This is a genomic window from Mycobacterium sp. IS-2888 (assembly GCF_001954215.1).
GTDB lineage: Bacteria > Actinomycetota > Actinomycetes > Mycobacteriales > Mycobacteriaceae > Mycobacterium.
Map to the genome: position 1 here is coordinate 82,191 of NZ_MBET01000090.1, position 26,101 is coordinate 108,291.

Here is a 26,101-nt window from a genome sequence, read left to right on the forward strand (position 1 = left end):
TCCGTTGACCGGGAAGGGGAACCGCGCGCGACGACTAAGGCCCTACCGTGGCTGCCTGTGACCGATCCCGGCCAGCAGCCTCTCGACGTACTAGTGGTCGGCGCGGGGTTCGCCGGCCTGTACGCCCTACACAAGCTGCGTAGCCAAGGCCTGTCGGTGCGGGTGCTCGAAGCCGCGCCCGAGGTGGGCGGGACCTGGTACTACAACCGCTATCCGGGCGCGCGCTGCGACGTCGAGAGTGTCGACTACTGCTACTCGTTCTCCGACGAACTGCAGCAGGAATGGAACTGGACCGAAAAGTACGCCACCCAGGCCGAGATCCTCGCCTACCTGAACTGGGTCGCCGACAAACTGGACCTGCGCCGCGACATCGCGCTCAACACCCGCGTCGCGTCGGCGGTGCTGGATGAGACTGCGTTGCGCTGGACTGTTACCACCGACGGCGGGCAGGTGCTCTCGGCGCGGTTTTGTCTGATGGCAACCGGCCCGTTGTCGGCCGCGCTGACGCCGACCTTCGACGGCTTGGACGATTTTGCCGGCCAGATCTACCACACCGCCCAATGGCCCCACGATCCCGTCGACTTCACCGGCAAGCGGGTCGCGGTCATCGGCACCGGATCCTCCGGAATTCAGTCGATTCCAATTATCGCCGAGCAGGCGTCCCATCTTTACGTCTTCCAACGCACCCCCAATTACAGCGTCCCGGCGGGCAACAAGCCGTTGTCGGCGGAAGAGCTCGACGACATCAAGGCCGGCTACGCGGAGCGGCGCAGACTTTCGTGGCGCAGTGGCGGTGGCTCGCCGCACATCACCGCCCCGAAGCCGACGATGGAGTGCACGCCAGAGGAGCGTCGAGCGGCGTTCGAAAAGCGATGGCTGCTGGGTGGCGTGCTGTTCTCGAAGACATTCCCCGACCAGATGATCGATCTGGCGGCCAATGACGAGGCCCGAAAGTTCTACGAGGAAAAGATCCGGGCCGTTATCGACGATCCCGCGGTCGCCGACATGCTGATTCCCAATGACCACCCGATCGGTACCAAGCGAATCTGCACCGACAGCAACTACTTTCAGACCTTCAATCGGACCAACGTGTCGCTGGTCAGCGTGCGCGCCACCCCGATCGAATCCGTCGACGCGACCGGGATCAACACCACCGAGGCCCGGTACGACGTCGACATGATTGTTCTGGCAACGGGTTTCGACGCTATGACCGGGGCGCTGGGCAAGATCGACATCGTCGGACGCGACGGCACGGCCCTACGTGACGACTGGGCGCACGGACCTCGCACCTATCTGGGGTTGGGCGTGGACGGGTTTCCCAATCTGTTTTTGATCTCCGGCCCGGGAGCACCCGCCGTCCTGGCGAACATGGTGCTACACGCGGAAGCTCAGGTGAACTGGATTGCTGAGGCCATCACCTACCTGGATAACCACGACTACGCCGCGATCGAAGCCACCGTGGACAGCGTGGACGGCTGGGTCGCCGAATGCTCCCGGCGCGCCGAGACGACGCTGTTCACCAAGGCGAACTCCTGGTACATGGGCGCCAACGTGCCCGGAAAGCCAAGGGGTTTCATGCTGTTCGTTGGGGGCTTCGCGACCTACAACGACATCTGCGCCGACGTCGCCGACTCCGGCTACCGGGGATTCGACCTGATCAAGATGCCGCAATGACAGGACTGGTTGACAAAGTCGTGCTGGTAACCGGCGCCGCCCGTGGCAGCGGACGCGTGCATTGCGAGCGGTTCGCCGACGAGGGCGCCGACGTGATCGCGCTGGACGGGCAGGCGGCCGCAGGCGAATTGAGCGATACCGCAAGGGAAATCGAAAATAGGGGCCGGCGCTGCGTGGCCGGCGTGGCCGATGTGAGCGACCTCGAAGCGATGACGGCCGCGATCGATCACGGCGTCGCCGAGCTGGGTCGGCTTGACGTGATCGTCGCCAACGCCGGAATCCACCTCCCCGGCGCGCCCTCGTGGGAACTGGACCCCCGGGACTGGCAGCGCACGCTCGACGTCAACCTCACCGGCGTATGGCACACCGTCAAGGCGGCTGTGCCGCACATGGGGGAGGGCGGCGGCTCCATCACAATCATTAGTTCCACCAACGGAATACGCGGCACGACCAACACCGCCCACTACACGGCAAGCAAGCACGCGTTGGTGGGCCTGGCGCGCACCCTGGCCAACGAACTCGGGCCGCGCCGCATCCGGGTCAACACCGTCCACCCCGGCGCGGTCGCAACAGCCACGGTGCTCAACCAGGCGACGTTCAAGCGCCTGCGGCCCGATCTGGAGAACCCCACGGCGGCCGATGCAGCCGAGGTCCTCCAGGCGCGCAACCTGCTGCCTGTGCCGTGGCTGGAGCCGGTCGACGTGGCCAACGCCGTGGTGTTCTTGGCCTCCGACGAGGCCCGCTACATCACGGGTACGCAGCTCGTCGTCGACGCGGGTCTGACGCAGAAGACGACGTGAAAGGGCGGCTTGCGGGAAAAGTCGCCCTGATCACCGGCGCGGCGCGCGGGATCGGGCGCGCGCAAGCCGTGCGCTTCGCGCAGGAGGGCGCCGACATCGTGGCGCTCGACGTGTGCGGACCCGTCGATACGGTGGTGATCCCGCACAGCACGCCCGCCGACCTCGACAGGACGGCGGCCCTGGTTACCGAGGCTGGTGCCCGGGTGCACACGGAGATCGTCGACGTGCGGGACCTCGCCGGCATGCACGCCGCCACCGACCATGGCGTCGAGCGGTTCGGCGGACTGGACGTGGTGTGTGCGACCGCGGGAATCACCTCTCGCGGCATGGCCGTCGATCTGAACGAAACCGCGTGGCGCGCCATGCTGGATGTCAACCTCACCGGTGTGTGGCACACCTGCCGGGCCGGTGCGCCCCACCTGATCGCGCGCGGTACCGGTGCGATGATTCTGACGAACTCGATCGCTGGACTGCGCGGGCTGGTCGGGGTTGCGCACTACACTGCCGCCAAGCACGGAGTGGTCGGCCTGATGCGCAGCCTGGCCAACGAGCTCGCGCCGCACAACGTCCGGGTCAATTGCGTTCACCCCACGAATGTCGACACTCCGATGATCCAGAACGACGCCGTCAGGAGCGCGTTTCGCCCCGACTTGGACCGGCCGCCCACACGCGCCGAATTCGCCGAGTCGGCGCGGAACATGAACATGCTTGGGGTGCCGTGGGTGGATGCTGTCGACGTGGCCAACGCGGCGCTGTTCCTTGCCTCCGACGAGGCGCGGTACATCACCGCAGTGACCCTGCCCGTCGACGCGGGTGCCACCCAGCGATGAGGGCTCGACGGGCAGTTAGCCGTTCCCACGGGACAGGAATGCCAGGACCGTACTTTCGAACGCCTCCTTGGCTTCGATCATCGCCCAGTGCCCGGAGTTGGGGAATATGTGAAGTTCCGCGTCGGGAATGGTGCGCATGGGGATCAGCGCCATGTCGGGCGGGCTCACCCTGTCGTCGCGGCCCCAGGTCAGCAGGGTTGGCACCGTCAGCTTGTGCATGACGGCCCACGGCAGCGGCCGGTCGGACGCCGCCATGGCGGAGTTCATCGCGGCGAACGCCGCCTTGCCGTACATGCGGCGGGCGGCGTCCAGCGTCGCGGGATCGGTGGCCAGCGACCAGCGTTCCTCGGCCAGCTCGTCGGTGACCAACGACTGGTCGTACACCATCGATTTCAGCCAGTCGACCAGCCGCTGCCGGGTGGGGTCTTCGACGAACTCCTGCAACAGCCGGATGCCCTCGCTGGGGCTGGGGCTGAAGATGTTTGTCCCGATGCCGCCGATCGTGACGAGCCGACCGACGCGATCGGGATTGGCGATGGCGAAATTGATTCCGACGCCGCCGCCCATCGAGTTGCCGACGATGTGCACCTTGTCGACGCCCAGCGCGTCCAGGAAAGGCGACACGGTGCCGAACGCCGTCACCATCGGGTGGCCGCCGAAGTCGTCGCTGACCCCGAAGCCGGGGAATTCCAGGATCAGGCAGCGGAAGCGCTCGGCGAAGGTGGGCAGCACCCCGCGGAAGTTGCGCCACCCGGTGACCCCGGGGCCGGAGCCGTGCAGGAACAGCAACACCGGTCCGGACTCGGGGCCGCAGTCGTAGTAGCGCAAAGCGCCCTTTGGGGTACTGATCTCACGCAGGTCGTGCTCGACGGTCGGAGTCTTGGCCACGAGGTCACCCTGCCATGCCGCCGCGTCGGGCGGGAGCGGTGGTTCCGCTGATCGGTCGCCGCCTCGTCTACAGTCTTGATGCATGCGCTTGCTGGTCACCGGCGTTGACGCGGCTGGGCGGTCATGCGCCGCCCAGGATGGCCCAATCACCCTGCAGGGGGACGCCGGCCTCGGCGGCATCCGGTATTCGATTCTCTACGCGACCGCATCGGCCCCATCGATCGATGCGGGCGGCCGCGTGGCCGATCTGCTCGACCTCGCGGTCCCGCCGGGCTCGATCCGTTGGGCGGCCATCGAGTACGGTCCTGGCGCGGAATTCTCAATGCACCATACGGACACGGTCGATTTCGATGTCGTGCTTTCGGGCTCGGTGGAATTGATCCTCGATGACGGTGTGCACCTACTGACGGTCGGCGACAGCGCTGTGGTCACGGGCGTCGACCACGCCTGGCGCGCCGGCGCGGAAGGCTGCCGGCTCAACATCATGACGATTGGCGTTTCGGCGCCGAACGTGTAATCAGTGCGACGACACGCCGACGCCGGTCGCACTGATTACACGTTCGGCGGCCGTCGGGCCATGACCGAGTCGGGGGCTGCCCAATCGGTCGACACCTTGCGGTGCTTGATCAGCCAGGTATCACCGTCGGGCACCAGGACGTCGCGATAACGACCGAAATGGTCGAGCCCGATATGGGTGACCACCGTGAAGTACGAATCGACGTGGGCCTCGTCCTGGGTCAGGCCGGTGAACACCACGGTGGCGACGTTGTGCCGCACAACCGGTTTGACGTCGATGTTGTCTGCGAGGTTGCCGGTGACACCGCCGAGAAAGGCCGCGATCTGGGCTCGACCGCGCAGTGGTTCGGACCCGCGTATCTCGAGAACACCGTCCGCGCAGAATGTTTCGGCAAGTCCGTCGAGCCGTCCGGCATCACCCGACCAGTTGTACCGCGCGAGGGTGTCGCGGATCTGCTCACGCGCGACCAGTTCCCACATCTCCATCGTCGGGACTTTAGTCAGCGCTGCGGAGTTACCTGACGAGGTGGGGGCGGAAGCCGTGGGTGGCCGCCGGCGTGACTCCGTTTAGGTCGAAGACGGCGATCAGGGCCCGCAAGAGGGCGGGGGACCAGTCCTCGAATGGGTGCGCATCGATCCGGTCGAGGACCTCGCGGCGCAGGTACTCGATGTCGTGCCGATCGGTCATGTACCCGACGCTAGGGTCGGCGTCTCGCCGTTGTACAGCCGACTTGTCAGATTCAAATGTGTCTCAGACCCGATCATCAGCGGTTTGTCAGCGAGTGCCGCGATTTTTGGGTACTTCCGCTACCGAGAGTAGCGGAATACAGTGAGTGGGTGACGACCGGCAATAACGGCAGGCATCTGCGTACCTGTCCACTGTGTGAAGCCATGTGCGGCTTGGAAATTCACGTCGAAGGCGGCCCCACAGACGGGAAGGTCACCAGCATCCGCGGCAATCCCGACGACGTGTGGAGCCGCGGACACATCTGTCCCAAAGGCGTGTCACTGGCCGCGCTGCACGACGACCCGGACCGCATCCGCCGCCCACTGATCAAGGTCGACGGTCGCTGGCAGGAGGTCAGCTGGGACGCGGCGTTTCGCCGCTGCACCGAGCTGCTGACGCCGGTCATCGAAAAGTACGGAATCGGCGCGGTCAGCGCCTACACCGGCAACCCGCTAGCACATTCCTTCTCGCTGGCCCGCTACTCGGGCGTGCTGCTGGGCATGTCGGGGATGCCAGTCACGTATTCGCCGGGGACCGTCGACCAGTGGCCCAAGAACCTGTCGTCGCACCTGATGTACGGCCTCTGGTGGAACTTCCCGGTGCCCGACATCGAACGCACCGACCTGATGGTCATCATGGGCGCCAACCCCGCCGCGTCGCAGGGATCGCTGCTGGCCGCGCCCAACGTGATGGGCCTGATCGAAGCGATCCGCAAACGCGGCAAGGTGATCGTGATCGATCCGGTGCGCACGCTGACCGCCGCCCGCGCCGACGAGTGGCTTCCTATCGTCCCGGGCACCGATGCGGCGCTGCTGCTTGCGGTCGCGCACACGCTGTTTGACGAAGACCTGATCGACCCCGGACCGCACGTCGACGGCGTCGATACGATGCGCCGGGTCGCCGCGGACTGGCCGCCGGAACGGGTCAGCGCCGTCACCGGCATCGACGCGGATCGGATCCGCGGGCTGGCCCGTGAGCTTGCGGGCACCCCCAAGTCGGTGGTGTACGGCCGAATTGGCCTGTGCAATCAGGAGTTTGGCAGCCTGGCCAGCTGGCTGGTCGACGTGATCAACATCTTGATCGGCCACTTCGACACGCCCGGCGGGGCGATGTTCCCGAAGCCGGCGGCCTGGTCGATCACCTCCCAGCCGCTGCCCGGCCTGGAGGGCGGCGCCGCCGAATTCGGCCGGTGGCACACGCGCGTTCGCGGCGCGAAGGAAGTTCTCGGCCAGGCACCGGTGTCGTGCATGGCCGAAGAGATCGCTACGCCGGGCGACGGGCAGCTCAAGGCGCTGATCACGGTCGCGGGCAACCCAGTCTTGTCCACGCCGGGGGGAGACAAACTCGACGAGGTGCTGCCGATGCTGGACGCGATGATCTCGATTGACCTGTGGCTCAACGAGACAACGCGGCACGCCGACGTGATCCTGCCGGGGCTCTCCCCGCTCGAGCAACCTCACCACGACGACCTCATCTTGTTGTTTGCGATCCGCAGCATCGCGAACTACTCGGCCCCGGTGTTTGACCCGGGTGATCGCCCGCACGAATGGGAGATCCTGATCCGGCTGACGGGCCTGTGCACCGGCACACCCGCCGAAGACGTCGACGTCGCGGCGATCGACGACGGCTTCTTCGACTACCTGGCGTTCACGCGCGGCCTCGACGGCGCGGAGATCCGCAAGCTCTATGACGATGCCGGTTTGAAAGGCGGCCCGGAACGGATGCTCGACCTTACGCTGCGGACCGGCCCGTTCGGGGACCAGTACGGGCAGAACCCCGGCGGCCTCACGTTGGACATGCTCAAGGCCAACCCCAACGGGATCGACTTCGGGCCGATGGTGCCCCAGCTGCCCGACATCCTGGGCACGCCCGACAAGAAAATCCGGCTCGCCCCCCAATACCTGCTCGACGACCTGCCGCGGCTGGCCGCGCGCCTGGAACGGCGCGACGAGCCGCTGGTGCTGGTCAGCCGGCGACACCTGCGTTCGAACAACACCTGGCTGCACAACGTGCCCGCGCTGATGAAGGGCAAGGACCGGTGCACGCTGCTGATCCACCCCGACGACGCCGCGCGCTTCGGTGTGGCCGACGACGACGTCGTCACCGTGAAATCGGAGGCCGGCGAGATCAGGGTCCCCGTCGAGATCACCGACGCGATCAAACCCGGCGTGGTGTCGATGCCGCACGGCTGGGGCCACGGCAAGCCGGGCACCCGCATGTCGGTGGCCAACAGCTCGCCGGGCGCCAACACCAATGTGCTTTCCCCGCCGGCGTTCATCGACGAGCCCTCCGGTAATGGTGTCCTCAACGGTATTCCGGTCACCGTGATCCACGAGCAAGCGCGATTTCGAGCCGCGCAAAGCGTCTGAGCTCACAGCGGATCGATAACTGCGATCCAGGCCGCTGCTAACACCGAAGCGCAATGTTGCGTGATGGCGGCGCACAAGCAACGCATTTTGATCCAAACCGTTCTCGCCGGTATCGCGACGTTTGCGATGCTAGCGCTATTTCACACCCCGCAATATGACGACACGAAAACCGTTGGGGGATCGGGGCTTACCCGCGTCGTAGCAGACGGCAACGACGACGAAGCCCAACTGCAACAACAGCTCCAGGCCCAGCAGCAGATGCAACAGGCCGAACAGCAGGCCCAAGAGCAAGAGCAACTGGACCGCCAGCAAGCCCAGCAAGACGAGCAACAGGGGCTGCAGGTCGAGCAGCAAGCCACTCTCTCGGTCCCCGGAAGTTGACGGCGGGGTCAGGGTGCGATCGGGCGATTCGTCCATTCGCGATCCGCCCGGCGCGACGAGCGGAACCATCCGCCCGCCGCCCCGGTGCCGCCGTCGGTCGGGATGGTGTGGCCGGTGACGAACGCCGACAGGTCCGACGCCAGGAAGAGGATGACGCGGGCCTGGTCCTCGGGCAGGCCCATCCGGCCGACGGGAACCCATTGCGGCCACTGCGTCTGCTCCTCGGCGGATAGCCACTGCGAGTAGGGCACCTGCAGCGATTCGGTCACGTCAGGACCAACGCCGTTGACCCGCACTCCATCGCGGCCCACCTGGACCGCGAGGCTGCGCGTGAAGTGGATGACGGCCGCTTTGAACGCGGCATAGACCGGATCCTCCGGGTAACCGCGCAAGCCTTCGACCGACGAGACGTTGACGATCGCACCCGCGCGCTGGCCGATCATCGCCGGCAGGAATGCGTGGGTGACGAGGAAAACATGGTGCAGGTTGATGCGGTAGAGCTCATCCCACAGCTGCGGGTCGGTGTCGACGAAATTGCCCGGGTGACGCAACCAATGACCGACATTGTTCACCAAAACATCTATCCGCCCGTCGCGATCCAGCACCGTTTGCGCCAAGGCCGCAACCTGATTGGCGTCGCGAACGTCGGTGATCACCGCCAGGGCAGAACCCCCGGCCGCCGCGATGTCGTCGGCCGTTCGTTGTGCGAGTTCGGCGTCGCTGTCGGCGATGACCACCCGCGCGCCATGCTGGGCGAACAGCCGCGCGGTGGCCGCGCCGATTCCTCCGCCGCCGCCCGTGACGACCGCGACCCGCTCCGCCAACAGCCGACCGTTGATAGCGTCCATGCCCATATCTTGGGCCATCGCGCTCGGCGCGCACATAGATAAAGCCGGAATACCCGGCTTTCGCACGCGTAAACCGTGAGAAACCCAACTTTGCCACGGGCTTTACACAGAGTTTTCCTGGTCCGGAGGCCGGGTATCCGCTTGTCCAAATAGGAGTTGTTGCCAATGGCCACAAGGGATCCGAAGCGTCGCCGTTATTCGTTGCGGCGCAACATGAGCAATCGACGAATTCACCACGGGCACAGCGCACAATCGGTTGCTGTTTCGTTGGCCAGCCGGTTGATCGTGAAAAACGCAGTGCGCGCCTGGGCAATTCAGCCGCATCTGCGCTGGCCATTCGAATACGTCGACAGCATGGCCGGTTTGCTGCCACGCATTCGCTCGTCGGCGACGATCGAACCGATACAACTCGAACATTGCGGCGCGGAATGGGTTCGCGCGCGGGGGGCGTCGCCGGCGCGCGCAATCCTCTACTTACACGGCGGCGCGTTTCTGACCTGCGGCCTGAACACCCACCGCTCCGTGGTGTGTCGTTTGTCGAAGGCGGCCGACGCAGGTGTGCTCACGGTCGGATACCGAAAACTGCCGTCGCATCAAATCAGCGACGCGATCGAAGACGGCCTCAGCGGGCTGCGCTGGTTGCGGCAGCGGGGTTACGACGATGACCGAATCGTCGTGGCGGGCGACTCCGCCGGTGGGTACCTCGCGTTCATGACCACGCTGGCCGCCATCCGGAACCGCCTTGCGAAACCGGCTGGAATCGCGACGGTTTCGCCCTTCACGGACCCGGATCCGGCCCGCAAGCTCAAGCATCGGAACGCACGCAAGTGCTCGATGTTCACCCGCGGGGCGTTGTCGATGTTCGCCCGATACCTCGGCGAGGTGCAACTGCCGATGGGCAACGGGAGTGCCAAGGCGCGCGTGGTCTCACCGGTCGACGCCGACCTGTCCTCGCTGCCTCCCGTGACCATCCACGCCAGCTCCGATGAGCTGTTGCTCCCAGACGCCGAGCTCATGGCGAAGCGCTTGGAAGCCAGTGGAATCCGCTGCGATTTGCATCTTTGGGACGGGCAGATTCACGACTTTCCGTTGGCGGCCGACATCCTGCCCGAGGGGCGGCGCGCCATCCGCTACATCGGGGACTTCGTCAAGGATGTCACGACCGGCCCCGGCAGCGCTTGGCGCACGCCGGAGATCACCGCCGCCGCCGGATAGCGGGAGCCGAGCAGCCGCCGCGAAAGCGCGTGCACCGCAGGACTATTCGTACTGATCGGGCTCGTCGAGTTCCGGGTCGATCACGACCGTCTCACGTTGTTCCTGCCAGTCGGAGGGGGCCGCCTCGAGCGGCACGTCGCCGTCGTCGGGCCAGGATGTGGCGTCGTCCTCGTCGGCCGGCGAACCGGAGGTCGGCTGCTGTTGCTCAACGGCATCCGCGACCGGCACGTCGTCGGGGAAGTCATTGTCGCTGTGCTGCATGGACGGCGGGTTACCCGCCGTTTCACCATCGAAAACGTTGCGATGGCTTGCCCTGCGTTTGCCGCCAGCCGATACAGTTGGCGTAATGAGCCGACCAGCCCCGCCTGTGCTGACCGTGCGGTATGACGGAGCCGAGCGCACCTTCGCCGCAGGCAACGATGTCGTGATCGGGCGTGACCTGCGGGCGGATGTCCGCGTCGCTCACCCTCTGATATCGCGCACGCACCTGCTGGTGCGATTCGACCAGGGCCGATGGGTCGCGATCGACAACGGCAGCCTCAACGGCCTCTATGTCAACAGCCGGCGGGTGCCGACCGTCGACATCCTGGACGGCCTGCGGGTCAACATCGGAAACCCGGATGGTCCGGCGCTGGCCTTCGAGGTCGGTCGCCACGTCGGCTCGGCCGGGCGCCCACCCTTGACGACGTCGATTCCGCTTCTCACCCCGCAGGGCGAACCGAGCGGCCCAGCACCGGCCCAGGGCCCGCGGGCAACCGTCACCTCGCCGTGGGTGGGCCAGCCGCAACCCTCCCCGTCCGGGCCGCAGCCGCGCTACCCGACCGGCCCGCAATCGGTTCAGCCATCGGGCCCGCTGCCCAGTCACCCATCCGGGCCGCAGCCGCGCAACCCGACCGGCCCGCAACCGGCGGCCCCGCCCAGCGGATCGCACTCGTCACCCCAGATCTATCGGGCGCCGCCGGCGAAAGCGCCCCAGGCCCCCGCGGCCGGACCCGAGACCATGCGCGTCGGCGCCGATGCGTCGAACCTCGCGACCTCGATGATCAAGATGCTGCGGCCGGGTAAAGCGGCGGAGTCGACGCCGGGGGCGATCAAGATCGGCCGCGCCAACGACAACGACATCGTCATTCCCGAGGTGCTGGCATCGCGCCACCACGCCACCCTCATCCCGACGACGCGCGGCACCGAGATTCATGACAACCGCAGCATCAACGGCACCTTCGTCAACGGATCCCGAGTCGAGGTGGCGCTGCTGCACGAGGGCGACGTCGTCACGATCGGCAACATCGACCTCGTCTTCGCGGGCGGCGTCCTGGCGCGTCGCGACGAGTCCGCGACCGCGACGCGCACGGGCGGCCTCGACGTGCGCGGGGTGACCTGGACGATCGACAACAACAAGACGCTGCTGGACGACATCTCGCTGGGCGCGCTGCCCGGAACGCTGACGGCCGTCATCGGCCCGTCGGGCGCGGGGAAGTCGACGTTCGCCAGGTTGGTAGCCGGGTATACCAGCCCGACCAACGGCACGGTGGCCTTCGAGGGCCACAACGTTCACGCCGAATATGCCTCGCTGCGCAGCCGGATCGGCATGGTGCCGCAGGACGATGTCGTGCACGGTCAGCTGACCGTGCAACAGGCGCTGATGTATGCGGCCGAACTGCGGCTGCCGCCGGACACCACCAAGGAGGACCGCGCCCAGGTGGTGGCCCGGGTGCTCGAGGAACTCGAGATGAGCCAGCACCTGCAGACCCGGGTGGACAAGTTGTCGGGCGGCCAGCGCAAGCGCGCGTCGGTGGCGCTGGAGTTGCTGACCGGGCCGTCGCTGCTGATCCTGGACGAGCCGACCTCCGGTCTGGACCCCGCCCTGGACCGGCAGGTCATGACGATGCTGCGGCAGCTGGCCGACGCCGGCCGGGTGGTCCTCGTGGTCACCCACTCGCTGACCTATCTCGACGTCTGCGATCAGGTGCTGCTGCTCGCCCCCGGCGGCAAGACCGCCTTCTGCGGGCCGCCCAGCCAAATCGGCCCCGCGATGGGAACCACCAACTGGGCCGACATCTTCAGCACGGTCGCCGGCGACCCCGACGCGGCCAAAGCGCGGTACCTATCGCAGACGGGCCCGGCCCCGCCGCCGCCACCCCCGGAGAAACCCGCCGAGCTGGGCGATCCGCCACAAACCAGCCTTGTCCGGCAGTTCTCCACGATCGCGCGACGACAGATTCGCTTGATCGTGAGCGACCGCGGCTACTTTGCTTTCCTTGCGCTGTTGCCGTTCATCATGGGCTCGCTGTCGATGTCGGTGCCCGGCGACGTCGGCTTCGGCATACCCAATCCCATGGGTGCCGCGCCGACCGAGCCCGGCCAGATCCTGGTGCTGCTCAACGTCGGTGCGGTCTTCATGGGGACGGCGCTCACCATCCGGGACCTCATCGGCGAGCGCCCCATCTTCCTGCGCGAGCAGGCGGTCGGGCTGTCCACCACCGCCTACCTGCTCGCGAAGGTCTGTGTCTATACCGTGTTCGCGATCGTCCAGTCGGCGATCGTCACCGCCATCACGCTGCTCGGCAAGGGCGGCCCGACCCAGGGCGCCGCGGCGCTGGGCAAGCCCGGGCTGGAGCTGTTCGTCGATGTCGCGGCGACCACGGTCGCCTCGGCGATGCTCGGGTTGGCGCTGTCGGCCATCGCCAAGTCCAATGACCAGATCATGCCGCTGCTCGTCGTGGCGGTCATGTCGCAGCTGGTGTTTTCCGGCGGCATGATTCCTGTCACCGCGCGCATCGGGCTGGACCAGATGTCTTGGGCCACACCGGCGCGGTGGGGTTTCGCGACGTCGGCCTCCACCATCGATTTGATTCGCCTGGAGCCGGGACCGCAGGTGCCGAAGGATTCACATTGGCATCACAATGCCGGCACCTGGTGGTTCGACATGGCCATGCTGGTGGTGATCAGCGTTTTCTATCTGTGCTTCGTGCGCTGGAAGATTCGCCTCAAGGGAGGCTAGGCGCCCTTGAGGACCACGTGGTCGGCGGCGGCGTGCATTCGGTCCGACAGTTGCAGGAGAGCATGCTCGCCCACGCCGTGGGGCATCGTGTATGCCAGCTGCCGCAGTTCGACGGCGTAGTTGCGCAACTCCTCGCGGAGGCTCTCGATGGTGGGCATGCCCAAAATTTTCGCAGCCCCCGCGCCCATTCGCGATGGCAGCGAAGTGTTTTAACGGGAGTTTGACAGCGTCTTTACAGTCGGGGCACCCAAGGGTGAGGCTGCTCCCGTCCTCCGGTTTCGCTTCTGCGCATCCCGTGGTCAGCACCTACAGTTGGAAGCTGTGTTGAGCCGTAAAGGTGGGACGGCGGCCACGATATGCGGTGGTGCGGCCGTACTTGCGTTGGCCGTCGCGGGTGTTGGCGATTTCGACAAGCCGCTGACCAACTCAATGAGCGCATCCGGTGCGGCGCCGGCACCCCCGTCGCCCGCGCACGCCCCCGCTGGTGGCGGCGCGTTGCCGGTGCACCCTGTCGGTGGCGGCGGCTGCATCATCGGCTGGAACTGCGGGTGTCTTCGGTTCCAAACCTGTCCCACCCCGCACCCGCGTCCCGGCACTCAACGCGACCACCAACGCGCTCTTCCTGGCGCTCAGACTCCGTAGCCGCTACCCACCAGTACTTGGCCGCCGAAGCGACTTCCTATCATTTGGGGATGAGCGCCGGCGGGCTGGAAACCCTGGGCTCGCCGGCTTTCAGCGACGAGGACCCGGCCCGGTTCCGTGCGGCCGGCTGGTGGTCCGACACCACGCTGTCGGATGCGGTGCGCCGCAACGCCGTCCGGTCGCCGGGCCGTCTCGCCTATGTCGACCACGCCGGTGCCTCGTTGACGTGGCGTGAATTCGACGATGCGGCAACCAACCTGGCGGAACAACTGGCGGGTGTGGGTATAACGCGGGGCGATCGAGTCGCGGTGTGGCACGGCGACTCCGGCGCGATCCACGCGCTGTTCGTGGCAATCGAACGCTGCGGCGCGGTCGTCGTCGGCATCGGCGCGCGCGCCGGCACCCGCGAGGTCGCCGCGATACTGCGCGGTGCGCGGCCAAAGGTCCTGATCAGCGACCACCAGCGCCGCGAGCTCGCAGCGGGTATGTCCATCGAGTCGATGACCTTGAGTCACGACGCGGGAGGCCTGCGCCTGAACATCGATGTGGAGCCCAAACCACCGGAAGTCGGTTCCGGGCTCGGTCCCGACGACGTCTTTCTGATCAACTCCACGTCGGGGACCACTGGCCTGCCCAAGTGCGTCGTGCACACCCAGAATCGTTGGTACTACTTTCACCAGAAGGCCGTGGCCAACGGGCTCCTGACGTCAGACGACATCTTCTTGCCGGTCATACCCACGCCCTTCGGCTTCGGAATATGGACCAGCCACACCACCCCGATCCACCTCGGTGCCACCGCGGTGATCCTGGGACGCTTTACGGCGAAGGCGGCATGTGAAGCGATCGCCCGACACCGGGTCACCGTATTGTGCTGTGTCAGTACACAATTGACAATGCTGATGGCCAACCCCGCGTGCCGAGACTACGACCTCAGCACCTTGCGCGTCGTGTTCGCCGGCGGCGAGGCGTTACCGTATCGGCCCGCCGTCGAGTTCGAGCGCCTCACGGGCGCAAAGATTCTGCAGTTCTACGGCTCGAATGAGACCGGGCTGCTCAGCGGGACCACGCTGGATGACCCACCGCAGCGCCGGCTGCGCACCGGGGGCCGGATCGTCCCCGAGATGGCGGTCCGGCTCTTCGACGGCGACCGGGACGTCACCGACACGGGGCGTGGGCAACCCGCATGCCGCGGCCCGGCGACGAGTCTGGGCTACCTCGACGGCATCGACCACGACCAGCTGTTCACCAGCGACGGGTGGATGCGCATGGGCGACATCTGCGAGATCGATTCTGACGGTTATCTGAGCGTCACGGGCCGAACGTCCGATTTCATCGTGCGAGGCGGCAAGAACATCAGCGCCGCCCAGGTCGAGGACGCGGTGATGACGCACCCGGCGATCGCGCTGGCGGCCGCGGTGGCGATGCCCGATGCGGTGTTCGGCGAAAAAGTGTGCCTCTACGCCGAACTCGCCGATTCGCGGGCCATCGACTTGCCCGAACTCGTCAACCACCTGCTGGCACTGGGGGTTTCCAAGGAGCTGCTGCCGGAACGACTCATCGTCGTCGACGAACTACCCCGATCGTCCGGAGGAAAGATCGCCAAAGGCGAGCTCCGCCGCGATATCCGAGTAAGGATGGAGGCCGATCATGAACGCTCCTGAGGCACGGCGAGGCGGTCTGGAGGTCTGGGCGCCTTCGGTGGTGCCCCCGATCCCGGAACTGTCCGACGAGCAGGCGCTCGCGGTGGCGTTTCGCCACCTGGCCGGCATCGGCTTCGCCGAGAACATGGCCGGGCACATCACCTGGCAGCCCGACGGGCACACCGACATGTTCGTCAACCCGTGGGGACTGTGGTGGGCCGAACTCACCGCCTCGGATATCTGCGTGGTGGATGGCGACGCGCGGGTGGTGCGCGGCCGTTGGGACGTGACGCCGGCGATCCACATCCATACCGAACTGCACCGGGTCCGCGAAGACGCCCGGGTCGTCATCCACAACCACCCCTACTACGTCTGCGTGCTGGCCGCGCTCGGCAGGCTGCCCGAGTTGGTGCACCAGACCGGTTCGCTCTTCCTGGATGACCTGTGCCTGGTCGACACGTACGACGGCGAAATCGACAGCCCCGCCCGCGCAGCCGACCTCGCGGCCCGTATCGGCGGCGCCAACCTGACGATTCTGGCCAACCACGGCGTCATCGCGACCGGAAGCAACCTGGCCCAAGCCGTCTATCGCGCGGCATCGATCGAACGGGTCTGCAAGCTGGCCTACGACGTCATGCTCACCGGCGCCGAACCGGTGAAAATGACCTGGCCGGACATGGCGGGTATGCAACTGTCGCTGATCGAACGGGCCGCCGACGTGTACTGGGCGGGGGCCGCCCGGATGACCATCAAGGCCGATCCCGATGTGCTCAGGTGAATCATGAAATCGATCGACGAGTTGGCCGCCAACCTGGACTTCACCACCGCGAAGACCGGTGAGGATCGCTCCGTCACGTTTCTCCCGGACCCGCCCCGGGCACCGCGGCGCTACACCGTGATCTCGGTGGACGATCACATCGTCGAACCGCCGGATACGTTCGCCGGACGCGTGCCACGCAAGTTCGCCGAGCGTGCACCCAAAGTGGTGGACACCGACGAAGGCGGACAAACGTGGGTCTACGACGGCCGCGAATTGCCCAACGTCGGGTTCAACGCCGTGGTCGGTCGGCCGGTGGCCGAATATGGGTTCGAGCCGGTCAGATTCGACGAGATGCGCAGGGGCGCATGGGATATCCACGAACGGGTCAAGGACATGGACCTCAACGGCATCTACGCCTCGCTCAATTTCCCGTCGTTCCTACCGGGGTTCGCCGGCCAGCGGTTGCAACAGGTGACCACGGATCGTGACCTCGCCTTGGCCGCGGTCCGCGCCTGGAACGACTGGCACCTCGAGGTGTGGGCGGGGTCCTATCCCGAACGGATCATTCCCTGCCAGCTGCCGTGGCTGCTGGACCCCGAGCTGGGCGCGAAGATGATCCGTGAGAACGCCGAGCGTGGATTTCACGCGGTGACATTCAGCGAGAATCCCGCGATGCTCGGCTTGCCGAGCATCCACTCGGGTCATTGGGATCCGATGATCGCGGCATGCGCCGAGACCGGCACGGTCGTCAATCTCCACATCGGTTCGTCGGGCTCGTCGCCGTCGACCACCGACGACGCGCCGCCGGACGTGCAGGGTGTGCTGTTCTTCGCCTACGCCATCTCGGCGGCGGTCGACTGGTTGTATTCCGGCCTGCCCAGCAGGTTCCCGGATCTCAAGATCTGCTTGTCGGAAGGTGGAATCGGCTGGGTCGCAGGGTTACTCGACCGCCTCGATCACATGCTCAGCTATCACGCGATGTACGGCACCTGGCAGGCGCTCGGTGAGAGTCTGTCTCCCGCAGAGGTTTTCACCCGCAACTTCTGGTTCTGCGCGGTGGAGGACAAGTCGTCGTTCGTGCAGCGCGACCGGATCGGTGTGGACAACATCATGTTGGAAGCCGACTATCCGCATTGCGACTCGACGTGGCCGCACACCCAACAAACGATCTACGAAGAAATCGGCGACCTACCGCCCGACGCGATCCGCAAGTTCACGTGGGAGAACGCGTCGCGCCTGTACCAGCACCCGGTGCCGGTCGAGGTGCAGCAGAATCCGGACGCATTCTGACTGCCCGCGCCGGGCGGCGGCCTATTCGCTCGCGTTTTGAGCTGCCGATGCCGGGGTAACCCCCCTTCGGCGATTTTGCGGCCGGTCGCGCGATCGTCACTGAAGTCGCACAGAGTGGGCGGGGCAGATGAATACTCTCGTGTTGCTCGCTGGCCGGTACGAGATGCACGGCAGGCTGGGCCTTGGTGGCATGGCCGAGGTTCGTGACGGCTGGGACACCCGATTGCACCGGCCGGTCGCCATCAAACTCCTCCACCCGGCGCTGAGCGCCCAGAACGGCATCCGGAACCGGTTCGACGCCGAGGCGCGCGCGGCCGCGGCGCTCAACCACCCGAACATCGTCGCCGTCCACGACATCGGCGAGCACGACGGCACACCGTTCATCGTGATGGAACGGTTGCCCGGAGAGAGCCTTGCCGACCAGATAGCCGCCGGTCCACTGCCCCCGGCACGGACCGGTGCGATGCTCGACAACGTCCTCGCCGCGCTGACCGCGGCGCATAAAGCTGCGATCCTGCACCGCGACATAAAACCCGGAAACATCCTGCTCGCGGCGGGCGGCGAGATCATGAAGGTCGCGGACTTCGGGATCGCCAAGATCCCCGAGGCCACCAACACCCTGACCGGCCACATCGTCGGGACCATCGCCTATCTGAGCCCCGAGCGCCTCGCCGGTGCGCCCGCCTGTGTTGCCGACGACCTCTACGCGGTCGGTGTCGTCGGCTATGAGGCGCTCGCCGGGCATCGCCCGTTCCCACAAGAGAATGTGGCCGCGCTGGCCAGCGCCATCTTGCATGGCCGGCCGCCCCCACTCGCCGCGCTGCGGCCCGACGTCGATCCCGGCCTGATAGGGGTGATCGAACGCGCGATGGCCCGTGACCCGCGGCAGCGGTTCGGCTGCGCCCAGGAGATGCGGGCCGCCCTGCACGGCGGTCGGATCGCGCCGGCGGCGGGCGTGCGGGTCGCCGCGCCGCGGCGTCCAGCCACCAAAGTGCTGGACGGTCCGCCACCCGGGTTGGTCACGAACACGTTTTTCCCTGCGTTAGTCCCACCGATGACGGCCACCCGAAGGAAGGTGCTGGGTGCGGTGGCGGTGTTGGCCGTCCTGATGCTGATCCCGCTGGCGTTCGCGCTCGATGCGTCGTCCTCGCACGCGCCCACCAAACCCGTGACCACCAGCACACCCGTGCCTGTTCCCGTCGGCAATCCCGCGCCGCCGCCGACGCCGACGGCACCGCCCCCGGGCCCGCCAGGGCACGGCCCCGGCAAGGGCCACGGCAAGGGGCACGGCGGCGGGTGAGACTAGCGGAGGGCGTCGATCAGAGCTCGGAGGCCAATCGTCGCAGAATGTCGCCCGTCGGCTCCGCGGTGGCGTGGCGGTACCCGGTGCCCGCCCACAGATGGACGTAGTCGGGTTTGCCCGCCGCGGCCGCGGCCTTGCGCATCGCGGTGGTGAGGTAGTGAAGCGCCGGGTAGCCCAGCGGGGCCTCCGCCTCGTGCGCGTCGATGAACGCATTGCGCAGGCCGCGGGCCGGCCGGCCGGTGAAGGCCCGAGTGATCACCGTCTCGGTGTACGCGGGGTCGGTGAGGGCCGCCTGGTGGGTGGCCGAGGCGCCGCTTTCGGCGGCACGAAGCAGGACCGTTCCGACCGCTGCCGCCGCGGCGCCCGCGCGGATCACCTCGGCCACCGCGGCCGGAGTGGCGAGCCCACCCGTTGCCAGCACCGGCAACGGCACGGCCGCGGTGATCCGTTTGACGAGGTCGACGATCGGGACCGGGGTCAACGGTTTTCGCGGCGAAAGCGTGGCGGAATGCCCGCCCGCGGCCGAAGCCTGCACGGCAAGCATGTCGACCCCGGCCTCGTGCGCTTGCGCGGCCTCCTCGGCGGTTGTAACCGTTTGAACGACAACGCTATTCGCCCGTTGCAGCGCGGCGATCGCGTCACGTGGCGGTATCCCGAACGTGAAAGACACCATCGGCACCGGATCATCGAGCAACAGCGCGATCTTCTCGTCGAAGGCATCGGTGTCCTCGATCGGCTCCGACGGCACCGTCAGGCCGAACTGGTCGGCCTCCCTCTGAATCGTTGCGGCGTACGCCCGGTAGCTGTCGGGGTCGACCGGTAGCGGATTGGGGGCAAACACGTTGATACCGAACGGGATTCCCTCAGCGCGAACGGTCTTGATCTCGGCTTCGACAGCCTCCACGGTCTTGTACCCGGCCGCGAGGAAACCCAGACCACCCGCGCGGGTAGCCGCCGACACCATTGCCGGGGTCGTCGGGCCGCCCGACATCGGGGCGGCGACCAACGGAATGGACATCCCAAACTGTTGCAGCATCCCATGACCATATCGGCGATGGCGCTGGCCGCAGAAGTTCCCTTCGGCCGCTAGACCTGACAGGATGCTTGACCGTGACGCGGCCCAACTTCTTGGTCATCGTGGCGGACGATCTGGGGTTTTCCGATATCGGCGCCTTCGGCGGTGAGATCAACACGCCGAATCTGGACCGGCTCGCCTACGCCGGGATCCGGCTCACCGATTTCCATTCGGCGCCGGCCTGCTCGCCCACCCGGGCGATGTTGTTGACAGGAACCGATCACCACATCGCCGGCATCGGAACGATGCTCGAGGTCGCGATCCCCGAATTCCAGGGCGCGCCCGGCTACGAGGGCTATCTGAACGATCGCGTCGTCGCGCTGCCGGAGCTGCTGCGTGACGCCGGATACCTGACGCTCATGTCGGGCAAATGGCACCTGGGCGACACCATCGAGACCTCGCCGTGGGCCCGCGGATTCGAGCGTTCGTTCGCGCTGTTGCCGGCCGGTGCCAGCCATTACGGCGGTGCCGCGGCAGAGGGTTTCGCGCCGGTGCCAAGGCTTTACACCGAGGATGACCAGTTCGTCACGGTCGACGAGAACTTCTACTCGTCGGACTTCTACACCGACACCCTGCTGCGCTACTTCCGCGAACGCGCCGAGCGTCCCGGAGATCAGGACCGGCCATTCTTCGCCTACCTGCCCTTCCAAGCGCCCCACTGGCCGCTGCAAGCACCCGACGAATCCATCGTTACCTACCGCGGACGCTACGACGCGGGTCCGGACGCCTTGCGCGACGCTCGCCTGGCGGCGCTCGAGCGACTCGGCCTGTGCCCACCGGGCGTCACCCCGCATCCCGTGGTCGCCGACGGGGCTCCGGAGTGGGCCGACATGACCGCCGAGCAGCGCGCGCTCTCGGCCCGCAGCATGGAGGTCTACGCCGGCATGGTCGACCGGATGGACTGGAATATCGGGCGGGTGATCGACTACCTGGCCGACACCGGCGAACTCGACGACACGGTCGTGATCTTCTTGTCGGACAACGGCGCCGAGGGCGCGATCGTCGAGGCGATGCCGCTGCATGGCGCCCGGATCGCCGCGCAGATCGAAAAGTACTACGACAACAGCCTCGACAACCTCGGGCGGCCCACCTCGTACATCTGGTACGGGCCGCGCTGGGCCCAAGCTGCCACGGCGCCGTCGCGGCTGCACAAGGCGTTCACCACCGAGGGCGGCATCCGGGTGGTCGGGTTCGTCACCTGGCCCGGATTCGAGCGGCAGCACGAGATCGGCACCGCCTTCGCGACCGTGATGGACATCGCCCCGACGGTCCTGGAACTCGCCGGCGCCACGCATCCCGGCACCAGTTATCGCGGCCGCGAAATAGCACCCATGCGCGGCCGGTCGCTGGTGCCGTATCTCTCGGGCGACACCGACGCGGTGCACGGGGGCGACACCGGCACCGGTTGGGAGTTGTTCGGCCGCCGCGCCATTCGCCAGGGCGACTGGAAGGCGTTGTGGCTACCCGAACCGTACGGCCCGGGCACCTGGCAGCTCTACGACCTCTCGGCCGATCCCGGTGAAATCGACGACCTGGCCGCCGCGCGGCCCGAGAAGCTGGCCGAACTGCTCGAGTTGTGGGATCGCTACGTCAAGGAAAGCGGCGTGATTCTCGATCCCGTTTCCGTTTTCGAAATCGACACCCAATTGCTCGGCTGAAATCACCACGTACGCTGAGCGCTGATGGTCGACAGAACCACGTGCGCGATTATTGGCGGCGGCCCGGCCGGGATGATCCTAGGGCTGTTGTTGGCTCGGGCGGGAATCGACGTCACCCTGCTGGAGAAGCACGGCGACTTCCTGCGCGACTTCCGCGGTGACACCGTGCATCCGACGACGCTGCGGCTCCTCGACGAGCTGGGCTTGTGGGAGCGCTTCTCGGAGCTGGACTATAGCGAGGTCCGCAAGGCGGCGTTTGAGTCCAATGGCCGCTCGGTGACTTATGTCGACTTCGAGCGTCTGCGCCAACCCCATCCCTTCATCGCCATGGTGCCGCAGTGGGACCTGCTCAACCTGCTGGCCGAGGCCGCCCAGGCCGAGCCGACCTTCACGTTGCGGATGAAGACCGAGGTCACCGGGTTGCTGCGGGAAGGCGGCAAGGTCACCGGGGTGCGCTACGAAGGGCCCGAGGGCCCGGTTGAACTGCGGGCCGAGTTGACGGTGGCGTGCGACGGCCGGTGGTCGATCGCGCGCCGGGAGGCGGGCCTCAAGACTCGGGAATTCCCGGTGAACTTCGACGTGTGGTGGTTCAGGTTGCCGCGGGACGGCGACGAGCAATTCACCTTCTTGCCTCGCCTGGCCCCCGGCAAGGCCCTCGTCGTGATCCCGCGCAAAGGTTACGACCAGATCGCCTACCTCGGGCCCAAGGGGGGCGATGCGCAGTTGCGCGCACGCGGCATCGAGGCCTTCCGGCGCGACGTCGACGCGCTGCTGCCAGATGCGGCCGTGTCGGTGGCGGCGCTCACCTCGATGGACGACATCAAGCACCTGGACGTCCACGTGAATCGGTTGCGCCGCTGGCACACCGACGGGCTGCTGTGCATCGGTGACGCCGCGCACGCGATGTCTCCGCTGGGTGGTGTCGGCATCAATCTGGCCGTCCAAGACGCCGTCGCGGCGGCGGCGATCCTGGCCGAACCGCTGCGGCGGCACCGCGTCACGGATCGCGACCTGGCCGCCGTGCGGCGGCGCCGGGTCGTTCCCACGGTGGTGACCCAGGCCGTGCAGCGGGTGTTGCAGAGGGCGCTGCTGGGTCCGCTGCTGCGCGGCGCGGACCCCACCCCACCGGATGCCCTGCTGGGCCTGGTGCAGCGGCTGCCGTGGCTGTCGGTGGTGCCCGCGTATTTCGTCGGCGTCGGGGTTCGACCCGAGCACGCGCCCGCATTCGCGCGGCGCGGATCCGCCTGACCGGCCCGCGGGGGCTGCTAGCGTCGGTCCGTGTCTGAACTCCTACGTATCGGCATTCTGGGTGCGGCCCGCATCGCGCCGTTGGCGCTCGCCAACCCCGCCAAGGACAACGCAGAGGTCGACGTGGCCGCCGTCGCGGCGCGCGACGTGGCGCGCGCCCAAGCCTTCGCCGCCAAGCACCACATCGCGCGGGTGCACGACGACTACGACAAGCTGATCGCCGACCCGGGCATCGATGCCGTCTACAACCCGCTGCCGAATGGCTTGCACGGCAAGTGGACCCGCGCCGCGCTCGCCGCCGGCAAACACGTGCTGTGCGAAAAACCGTTCACCGCCAACGCCGCCGAGGCCCGCGAGATCGCCCAACTGGCCGCGAAGTCGGATCGGGTGGTGATGGAGGCGTTTCACTACCGCTACCACCCGCTGACATTGCGGGTCGAGCAGATCATCGCGTCGGGGGAGCTGGGCAAGCTCCAGCGGGTGGAGGCCGCGCTGTGCTTCCCGCTGCCGAAGTTCTCCGACATCCGCTACAACTATTCCCTCGCCGGCGGCGCGACCATGGACGCCGGCTGCTACGCGGTGCACATGGTGCGTACGTTCGGCGGTTCGACCCCGGAAGTCGTTTCCGCGCAAGCGAAATTGCGCGATCCCCGGGTCGACCGGGCCATGACCGCCGAGTTGCGGTTTGCCGATGGGCACACCGGCTGGATTCGCTGCTCGATGTGGTCGACGCGCCTGCTGCAGATCAACGCCAAGGTCGTTGGCGACCGGGGCGAGCTACGGGTGCTCAACCCGGTGATGCCCGCTTATTTTCATCGGCTCTCCATTCGTTCGCCGGCCGGCAAACGCACCGAGCGATTCCCGCGCCGCGCGTCTTACGCGTATCAGCTCGACGCTTTCGCCGGGGCGGTGCTGCGCGGCGAGCCGATCAAGACGACGCCGGAGGACGCGATCGAGAACATGACCGTGATCGATGCCATCTATCGCGCCGCCGGCCTCCCGTTGCGCGAGCCGACCCGATCGTAACCCGTTCAGCCAGTTGATATTTCGGCCAACAAACGACCGGCCGCAGCCACGCACGGGCGCAGGCGGTCGATAGGCCCGACGCCCGCCAGCGCCAGCGAGCGTTGGGGTACTTCGAGTTCGATCACGACGTCCGGTGGCAGTGCGGCCAGGATGTCGCGCAGCGGTAATTCGCCTTCACCGGGAACCATGCGCTCGTACATGGCTTCCTCCATGTAGTTGTCCAGGCGCGGCGCCAGCGTGGTGTCGTTGAGTTGGGCGTAGCCGATGTGTTCGGGCTCCAAGGCCGAAAGGTCCGCGGCGCCGGACCCCGAGCGCACCAGATGCATGGTGTCGATCAACAGCCGGAAATCGGGTCGCCCGACGTGTTCCAGGGCGGCGACCGCGGTGGGCAGGTCGCCGACGGTCAGGCCCGGTACCGGTTCGACGTTGGTTTCGATGTCGCGTTGCGCACCGAGTTCGGTCAACGCCGCGAATTGGTCGAACGTGCGGCTGAGGTCGGGATCGAGGCTGACCACGTTGATCCGGGGAACGCCGAGCTCGGCCAGGACATCGAGATCCGAGCGGAAGTCGCGCATATCGGCCCCGGGCAGCACGAGAAACCCGTCGCCGAGCGTGATCGTCACACCCCTGTCGTTCATCGCCGCGCGCAGCGCCTTTCTCTCGGCGGGGTCCTTCAGCGAGAATGGCCGAAAGCCGAGAGGCACCAGCGGCTGTCCCCGCACGACGGTCGAGATGTGCTGGCAGCCAAGGTCCGCCGCGACACCGACGAACTCCACTGGCGGAAGTGCGAACACGCTGAGGAAGCCGACGGCGAGCTCGGTCACGCGGGGCGGCCCGCAAGTTGTGTCAACTGATCCGCGGCCTGAACGGTCTGCGTGGTCAGCGCGATCTGCCCGGAGGCGACCTGGTACTCGATCAACGGGGCTTCGAGGACGAGATCGTCACGGATGAAGGCAACGTGGTCGTGCAGATTCGCGGCGGTGAACGACGCCCAGGCGGCCGCCGACGGTCGGTCCAGCGTCAGCAGCACCTCGTAGAAGCCGGCGGTCAGCGACTTGGGCGGGTCCACCTGAGTCAGCCCGAGCCGCATCGCCTCGGGGCCCAACGTATAGAGAGTGGTCCGGGCGAGGTCACAGGCCATCAAAACCTTGTCGGGCGCGGCGGGAGCGTTCGGATTCGCGGCGGGGCACTTGTCGGGCGAGGCGGGTTGCGACTTCTCTACCTTCCGAACCGGCAAGGGCTGAATGTTGACGGGTGCCGCCACCGATTGGCTCGTTGCGGGCGGCGCCTTGGTGGTCGAGGCGGTGGGCGACGCCGGGTGCTGAGTCGCCTGGCAGCCACACGTCACCGCGCCGAGCAGCACGACGGTCGTCAATGATTTCTTCGCCGCTTTCTTTGCCGCTTTCTTTGCGGCTTTCTTTGCCGGACCCACCGCACTCCTTTCGCACACGGGATCAAGCCGATCGTAGCGGCAGGTTCTTTACCGACACTACGAACATAGAGTAATGTCGGCCGTCTCATGGCTCGATACACGCCGGCCGCGGCGAAACGACGAAAGCCCAATCCCGTGGAGCGTCGCCGCGACCTTTGCGATGTGGCGATCCAACTGCTGGCCGACGACGGGGCCAAGGGGCTGAGCCATCTGAAGGTGGACCGCAGGGCCGGTGTGCCCGACGGCACCACTTCCTTCTACTTCCGGACGCGTTCGGCGCTGCTGCGTGCCGTCGCGGAGCGACTGGCCGAGCTGGACCTCGCAAGCCTGCAGTCCGTCGCCGACACCGCCGATGGCCGAGGGGACAACCCGTCGCCGTCGCGATTGTCACAGGTGGTGATCCAAGCCGGCGCCGAGCCGCAGTTGTCCCGAACAAAGGCACGCTACGAGCTGACGTTGCAGGCCGTCCGCGATCCGGCGATGGCCGCCATTCTGCAACAGGCCACCGATGGGTTCACCAAGTTGCACCGGGAAATCCTGGTGCAGCTCATGCCGCGCGGCGCCGAATTGGAGTCGGCGGTCGTCGACGATTTGAGCAACATCACGCTGACGTTCATCAACGGGCTGCTGCTGCGATTCGCCCACGGCGACAGGATCATTGACAGCCCCGAACGACTCGACCGGATCTTGGCGGCGATCGCTACCGGCGTGCTGAAGAGTCCGGACAAGGGGCGCTTGACCGGTTCGGGCGGGCGCGCCAACTGAAACGCTAATGGTA

Annotated in this window: 25 protein-coding genes; 15 read left to right on the forward strand and 10 right to left on the reverse strand. The window is 66.9% G+C overall.

Annotated elements, in window-relative coordinates; genetic code table 11:
• The first annotated feature begins 57 nt into the window (after window positions 1–57).
• The 3 genes from A5745_RS16410 to A5745_RS16420 are packed head-to-tail and all read left to right on the forward strand — an operon-like array spanning window position 58 to window position 3,304.
• Window positions 58–1,674 carry an NAD(P)/FAD-dependent oxidoreductase gene (locus A5745_RS16410; protein ID WP_076117339.1) on the forward strand — a complete coding sequence of 539 codons (1,617 nt, stop codon included), beginning with the start codon at window positions 58–60 and terminating at the stop codon, window positions 1,672–1,674.
• Window positions 1,671–2,474, forward strand: a complete 804-nt coding sequence (locus A5745_RS16415) for a mycofactocin-coupled SDR family oxidoreductase (RefSeq protein ID WP_076117342.1) — start codon at window positions 1,671–1,673, stop codon at window positions 2,472–2,474. The genes A5745_RS16410 and A5745_RS16415 overlap by 4 nt, the downstream gene beginning before the upstream one ends.
• Window positions 2,471–3,304 (forward strand): mycofactocin-coupled SDR family oxidoreductase, encoded by an 834-nt coding sequence (locus A5745_RS16420; RefSeq protein ID WP_076117344.1) that lies wholly within the window; start codon window positions 2,471–2,473, stop codon window positions 3,302–3,304. The genes A5745_RS16415 and A5745_RS16420 overlap by 4 nt, the downstream gene beginning before the upstream one ends.
• A 15-nt stretch (window positions 3,305–3,319) precedes the next feature.
• On the opposite strand, the gene A5745_RS16425 is transcribed toward A5745_RS16420, so the two are convergent.
• Window positions 3,320–4,192 (reverse strand): alpha/beta fold hydrolase, encoded by an 873-nt coding sequence (locus A5745_RS16425; protein WP_175879841.1) that lies wholly within the window; start codon window positions 4,190–4,192, stop codon window positions 3,320–3,322.
• Between the two features lie 82 nt (window positions 4,193–4,274).
• Between A5745_RS16425 and A5745_RS16430 the strand changes: the two genes are divergently transcribed.
• Window positions 4,275–4,709 carry a cupin domain-containing protein gene (locus tag A5745_RS16430; protein ID WP_076117346.1) on the forward strand — a complete coding sequence of 145 codons (435 nt, stop codon included), beginning with the start codon at window positions 4,275–4,277 and terminating at the stop codon, window positions 4,707–4,709.
• 35 nt (window positions 4,710–4,744) lie between these two features.
• Here A5745_RS16430 and A5745_RS16435 read toward each other — a convergent pair whose 3' ends face one another.
• Window positions 4,745–5,194, reverse strand: coding sequence for a nuclear transport factor 2 family protein (locus tag A5745_RS16435; protein WP_076117349.1), 450 nt, complete (start codon window positions 5,192–5,194; stop codon window positions 4,745–4,747).
• Between the two features lie 28 nt (window positions 5,195–5,222).
• Entirely contained in the window at window positions 5,223–5,396 is a 174-nt protein-coding gene (locus A5745_RS24760; RefSeq protein ID WP_175879842.1) for a hypothetical protein, read from the reverse strand.
• A 149-nt stretch (window positions 5,397–5,545) separates the two neighbouring features.
• On the opposite strand from A5745_RS24760, the gene A5745_RS16440 reads away from it, so the two are divergent.
• Window positions 5,546–7,804: a molybdopterin-dependent oxidoreductase gene (locus A5745_RS16440; RefSeq protein WP_076117351.1), complete on the forward strand. Its 2,259-nt coding sequence runs from the start codon at window positions 5,546–5,548 to the stop codon at window positions 7,802–7,804.
• Between the two features lie 135 nt (window positions 7,805–7,939).
• On the opposite strand, the gene A5745_RS16445 is transcribed toward A5745_RS16440, so the two are convergent.
• Together A5745_RS16445 and A5745_RS16450 are read right to left on the reverse strand one after the other, a co-directional pair.
• Entirely contained in the window at window positions 7,940–8,221 is a 282-nt protein-coding gene (locus A5745_RS16445; RefSeq protein ID WP_076117353.1) for a hypothetical protein, read from the reverse strand.
• Window positions 8,194–9,039: an SDR family NAD(P)-dependent oxidoreductase gene (locus A5745_RS16450; RefSeq protein WP_139329654.1), complete on the reverse strand. Its 846-nt coding sequence runs from the start codon at window positions 9,037–9,039 to the stop codon at window positions 8,194–8,196. Before A5745_RS16450 ends, A5745_RS16445 begins: the two co-directional genes overlap by 28 nt.
• A 159-nt stretch (window positions 9,040–9,198) precedes the next feature.
• Here A5745_RS16450 and A5745_RS16455 point away from each other — a divergent pair, with 159 nt between their 5' ends.
• Window positions 9,199–10,248, forward strand: a complete 1,050-nt coding sequence (locus A5745_RS16455; RefSeq protein ID WP_076117356.1) for an alpha/beta hydrolase — start codon at window positions 9,199–9,201, stop codon at window positions 10,246–10,248.
• 42 nt (window positions 10,249–10,290) lie between these two features.
• Here A5745_RS16455 and A5745_RS16460 read toward each other — a convergent pair whose 3' ends face one another.
• Window positions 10,291–10,509: a hypothetical protein gene (locus tag A5745_RS16460; RefSeq protein ID WP_076117357.1), complete on the reverse strand. Its 219-nt coding sequence runs from the start codon at window positions 10,507–10,509 to the stop codon at window positions 10,291–10,293.
• A gap of 85 nt (window positions 10,510–10,594) precedes the next feature.
• On the opposite strand from A5745_RS16460, the gene A5745_RS16465 reads away from it, so the two are divergent.
• Complete coding sequence (locus tag A5745_RS16465; RefSeq protein WP_076117359.1) at window positions 10,595–13,249, forward strand: FHA domain-containing protein; 2,655 nt, start codon at window positions 10,595–10,597, stop codon at window positions 13,247–13,249.
• Here the strand turns inward: A5745_RS16465 and A5745_RS24765 are convergent.
• Complete coding sequence (locus tag A5745_RS24765; RefSeq protein ID WP_170874494.1) at window positions 13,246–13,407, reverse strand: hypothetical protein; 162 nt, start codon at window positions 13,405–13,407, stop codon at window positions 13,246–13,248. The two genes, A5745_RS16465 and A5745_RS24765, sit on opposite strands and share 4 nt — an antisense overlap.
• Window positions 13,408–13,941: 534 nt before the next feature.
• On the opposite strand from A5745_RS24765, the gene A5745_RS16475 reads away from it, so the two are divergent.
• From A5745_RS16475 to A5745_RS16490, 4 genes are all read left to right on the forward strand, one after another.
• The gene (locus A5745_RS16475; RefSeq protein ID WP_076117363.1) at window positions 13,942–15,552 is read left to right on the forward strand and encodes a class I adenylate-forming enzyme family protein; all 1,611 of its coding nucleotides are present in this window, start codon (window positions 13,942–13,944) and stop codon (window positions 15,550–15,552) included.
• Window positions 15,539–16,309 (forward strand): class II aldolase/adducin family protein, encoded by a 771-nt coding sequence (locus A5745_RS16480; RefSeq protein WP_076117365.1) that lies wholly within the window; start codon window positions 15,539–15,541, stop codon window positions 16,307–16,309. Before A5745_RS16475 ends, A5745_RS16480 begins: the two co-directional genes overlap by 14 nt.
• A 3-nt stretch (window positions 16,310–16,312) precedes the next feature.
• Window positions 16,313–17,581 (forward strand): amidohydrolase family protein, encoded by a 1,269-nt coding sequence (locus tag A5745_RS16485; RefSeq protein WP_076117367.1) that lies wholly within the window; start codon window positions 16,313–16,315, stop codon window positions 17,579–17,581.
• Window positions 17,582–17,708: 127 nt separating this feature from the next.
• On the forward strand, window positions 17,709–18,881 hold the full coding sequence (locus A5745_RS16490; protein WP_076117369.1) for a serine/threonine-protein kinase: 1,173 nt from the start codon (window positions 17,709–17,711) through the stop codon (window positions 18,879–18,881).
• A gap of 19 nt (window positions 18,882–18,900) precedes the next feature.
• Here A5745_RS16490 and A5745_RS16495 read toward each other — a convergent pair whose 3' ends face one another.
• Window positions 18,901–19,920 (reverse strand): nitronate monooxygenase, encoded by a 1,020-nt coding sequence (locus A5745_RS16495; RefSeq protein WP_076117371.1) that lies wholly within the window; start codon window positions 19,918–19,920, stop codon window positions 18,901–18,903.
• Window positions 19,921–19,994: 74 nt separating this feature from the next.
• Between A5745_RS16495 and A5745_RS16500 the strand changes: the two genes are divergently transcribed.
• Genes A5745_RS16500 through A5745_RS16510 form a run of 3 tightly spaced genes read left to right on the forward strand, consistent with a single transcriptional unit; the run spans window position 19,995 to window position 23,891 of the window.
• Entirely contained in the window at window positions 19,995–21,617 is a 1,623-nt protein-coding gene (locus A5745_RS16500) for an arylsulfatase (RefSeq protein WP_076117374.1), read from the forward strand.
• Between the two features lie 24 nt (window positions 21,618–21,641).
• Window positions 21,642–22,865 (forward strand): FAD-dependent oxidoreductase, encoded by a 1,224-nt coding sequence (locus A5745_RS16505; protein WP_076117376.1) that lies wholly within the window; start codon window positions 21,642–21,644, stop codon window positions 22,863–22,865.
• 30 nt (window positions 22,866–22,895) lie between these two features.
• Window positions 22,896–23,891, forward strand: a complete 996-nt coding sequence (locus A5745_RS16510; protein ID WP_076117379.1) for a Gfo/Idh/MocA family protein — start codon at window positions 22,896–22,898, stop codon at window positions 23,889–23,891.
• Window positions 23,892–23,896: 5 nt separating this feature from the next.
• Here the strand turns inward: A5745_RS16510 and A5745_RS16515 are convergent, their stop codons facing one another.
• Both A5745_RS16515 and A5745_RS16520 read right to left on the reverse strand, forming a co-directional pair.
• Complete coding sequence (locus tag A5745_RS16515) at window positions 23,897–24,715, reverse strand: sugar phosphate isomerase/epimerase (protein ID WP_076117381.1); 819 nt, start codon at window positions 24,713–24,715, stop codon at window positions 23,897–23,899.
• Window positions 24,712–25,323 carry a preprotein translocase subunit SecD gene (locus A5745_RS16520; RefSeq protein ID WP_254848603.1) on the reverse strand — a complete coding sequence of 204 codons (612 nt, stop codon included), beginning with the start codon at window positions 25,321–25,323 and terminating at the stop codon, window positions 24,712–24,714. Before A5745_RS16520 ends, A5745_RS16515 begins: the two co-directional genes overlap by 4 nt.
• 87 nt (window positions 25,324–25,410) lie before the next feature.
• On the opposite strand from A5745_RS16520, the gene A5745_RS16525 reads away from it, so the two are divergent.
• Window positions 25,411–26,088, forward strand: a complete 678-nt coding sequence (locus A5745_RS16525; RefSeq protein WP_076117384.1) for a TetR/AcrR family transcriptional regulator — start codon at window positions 25,411–25,413, stop codon at window positions 26,086–26,088.
• The last annotated feature ends 13 nt before the right edge of the window (window positions 26,089–26,101 follow it).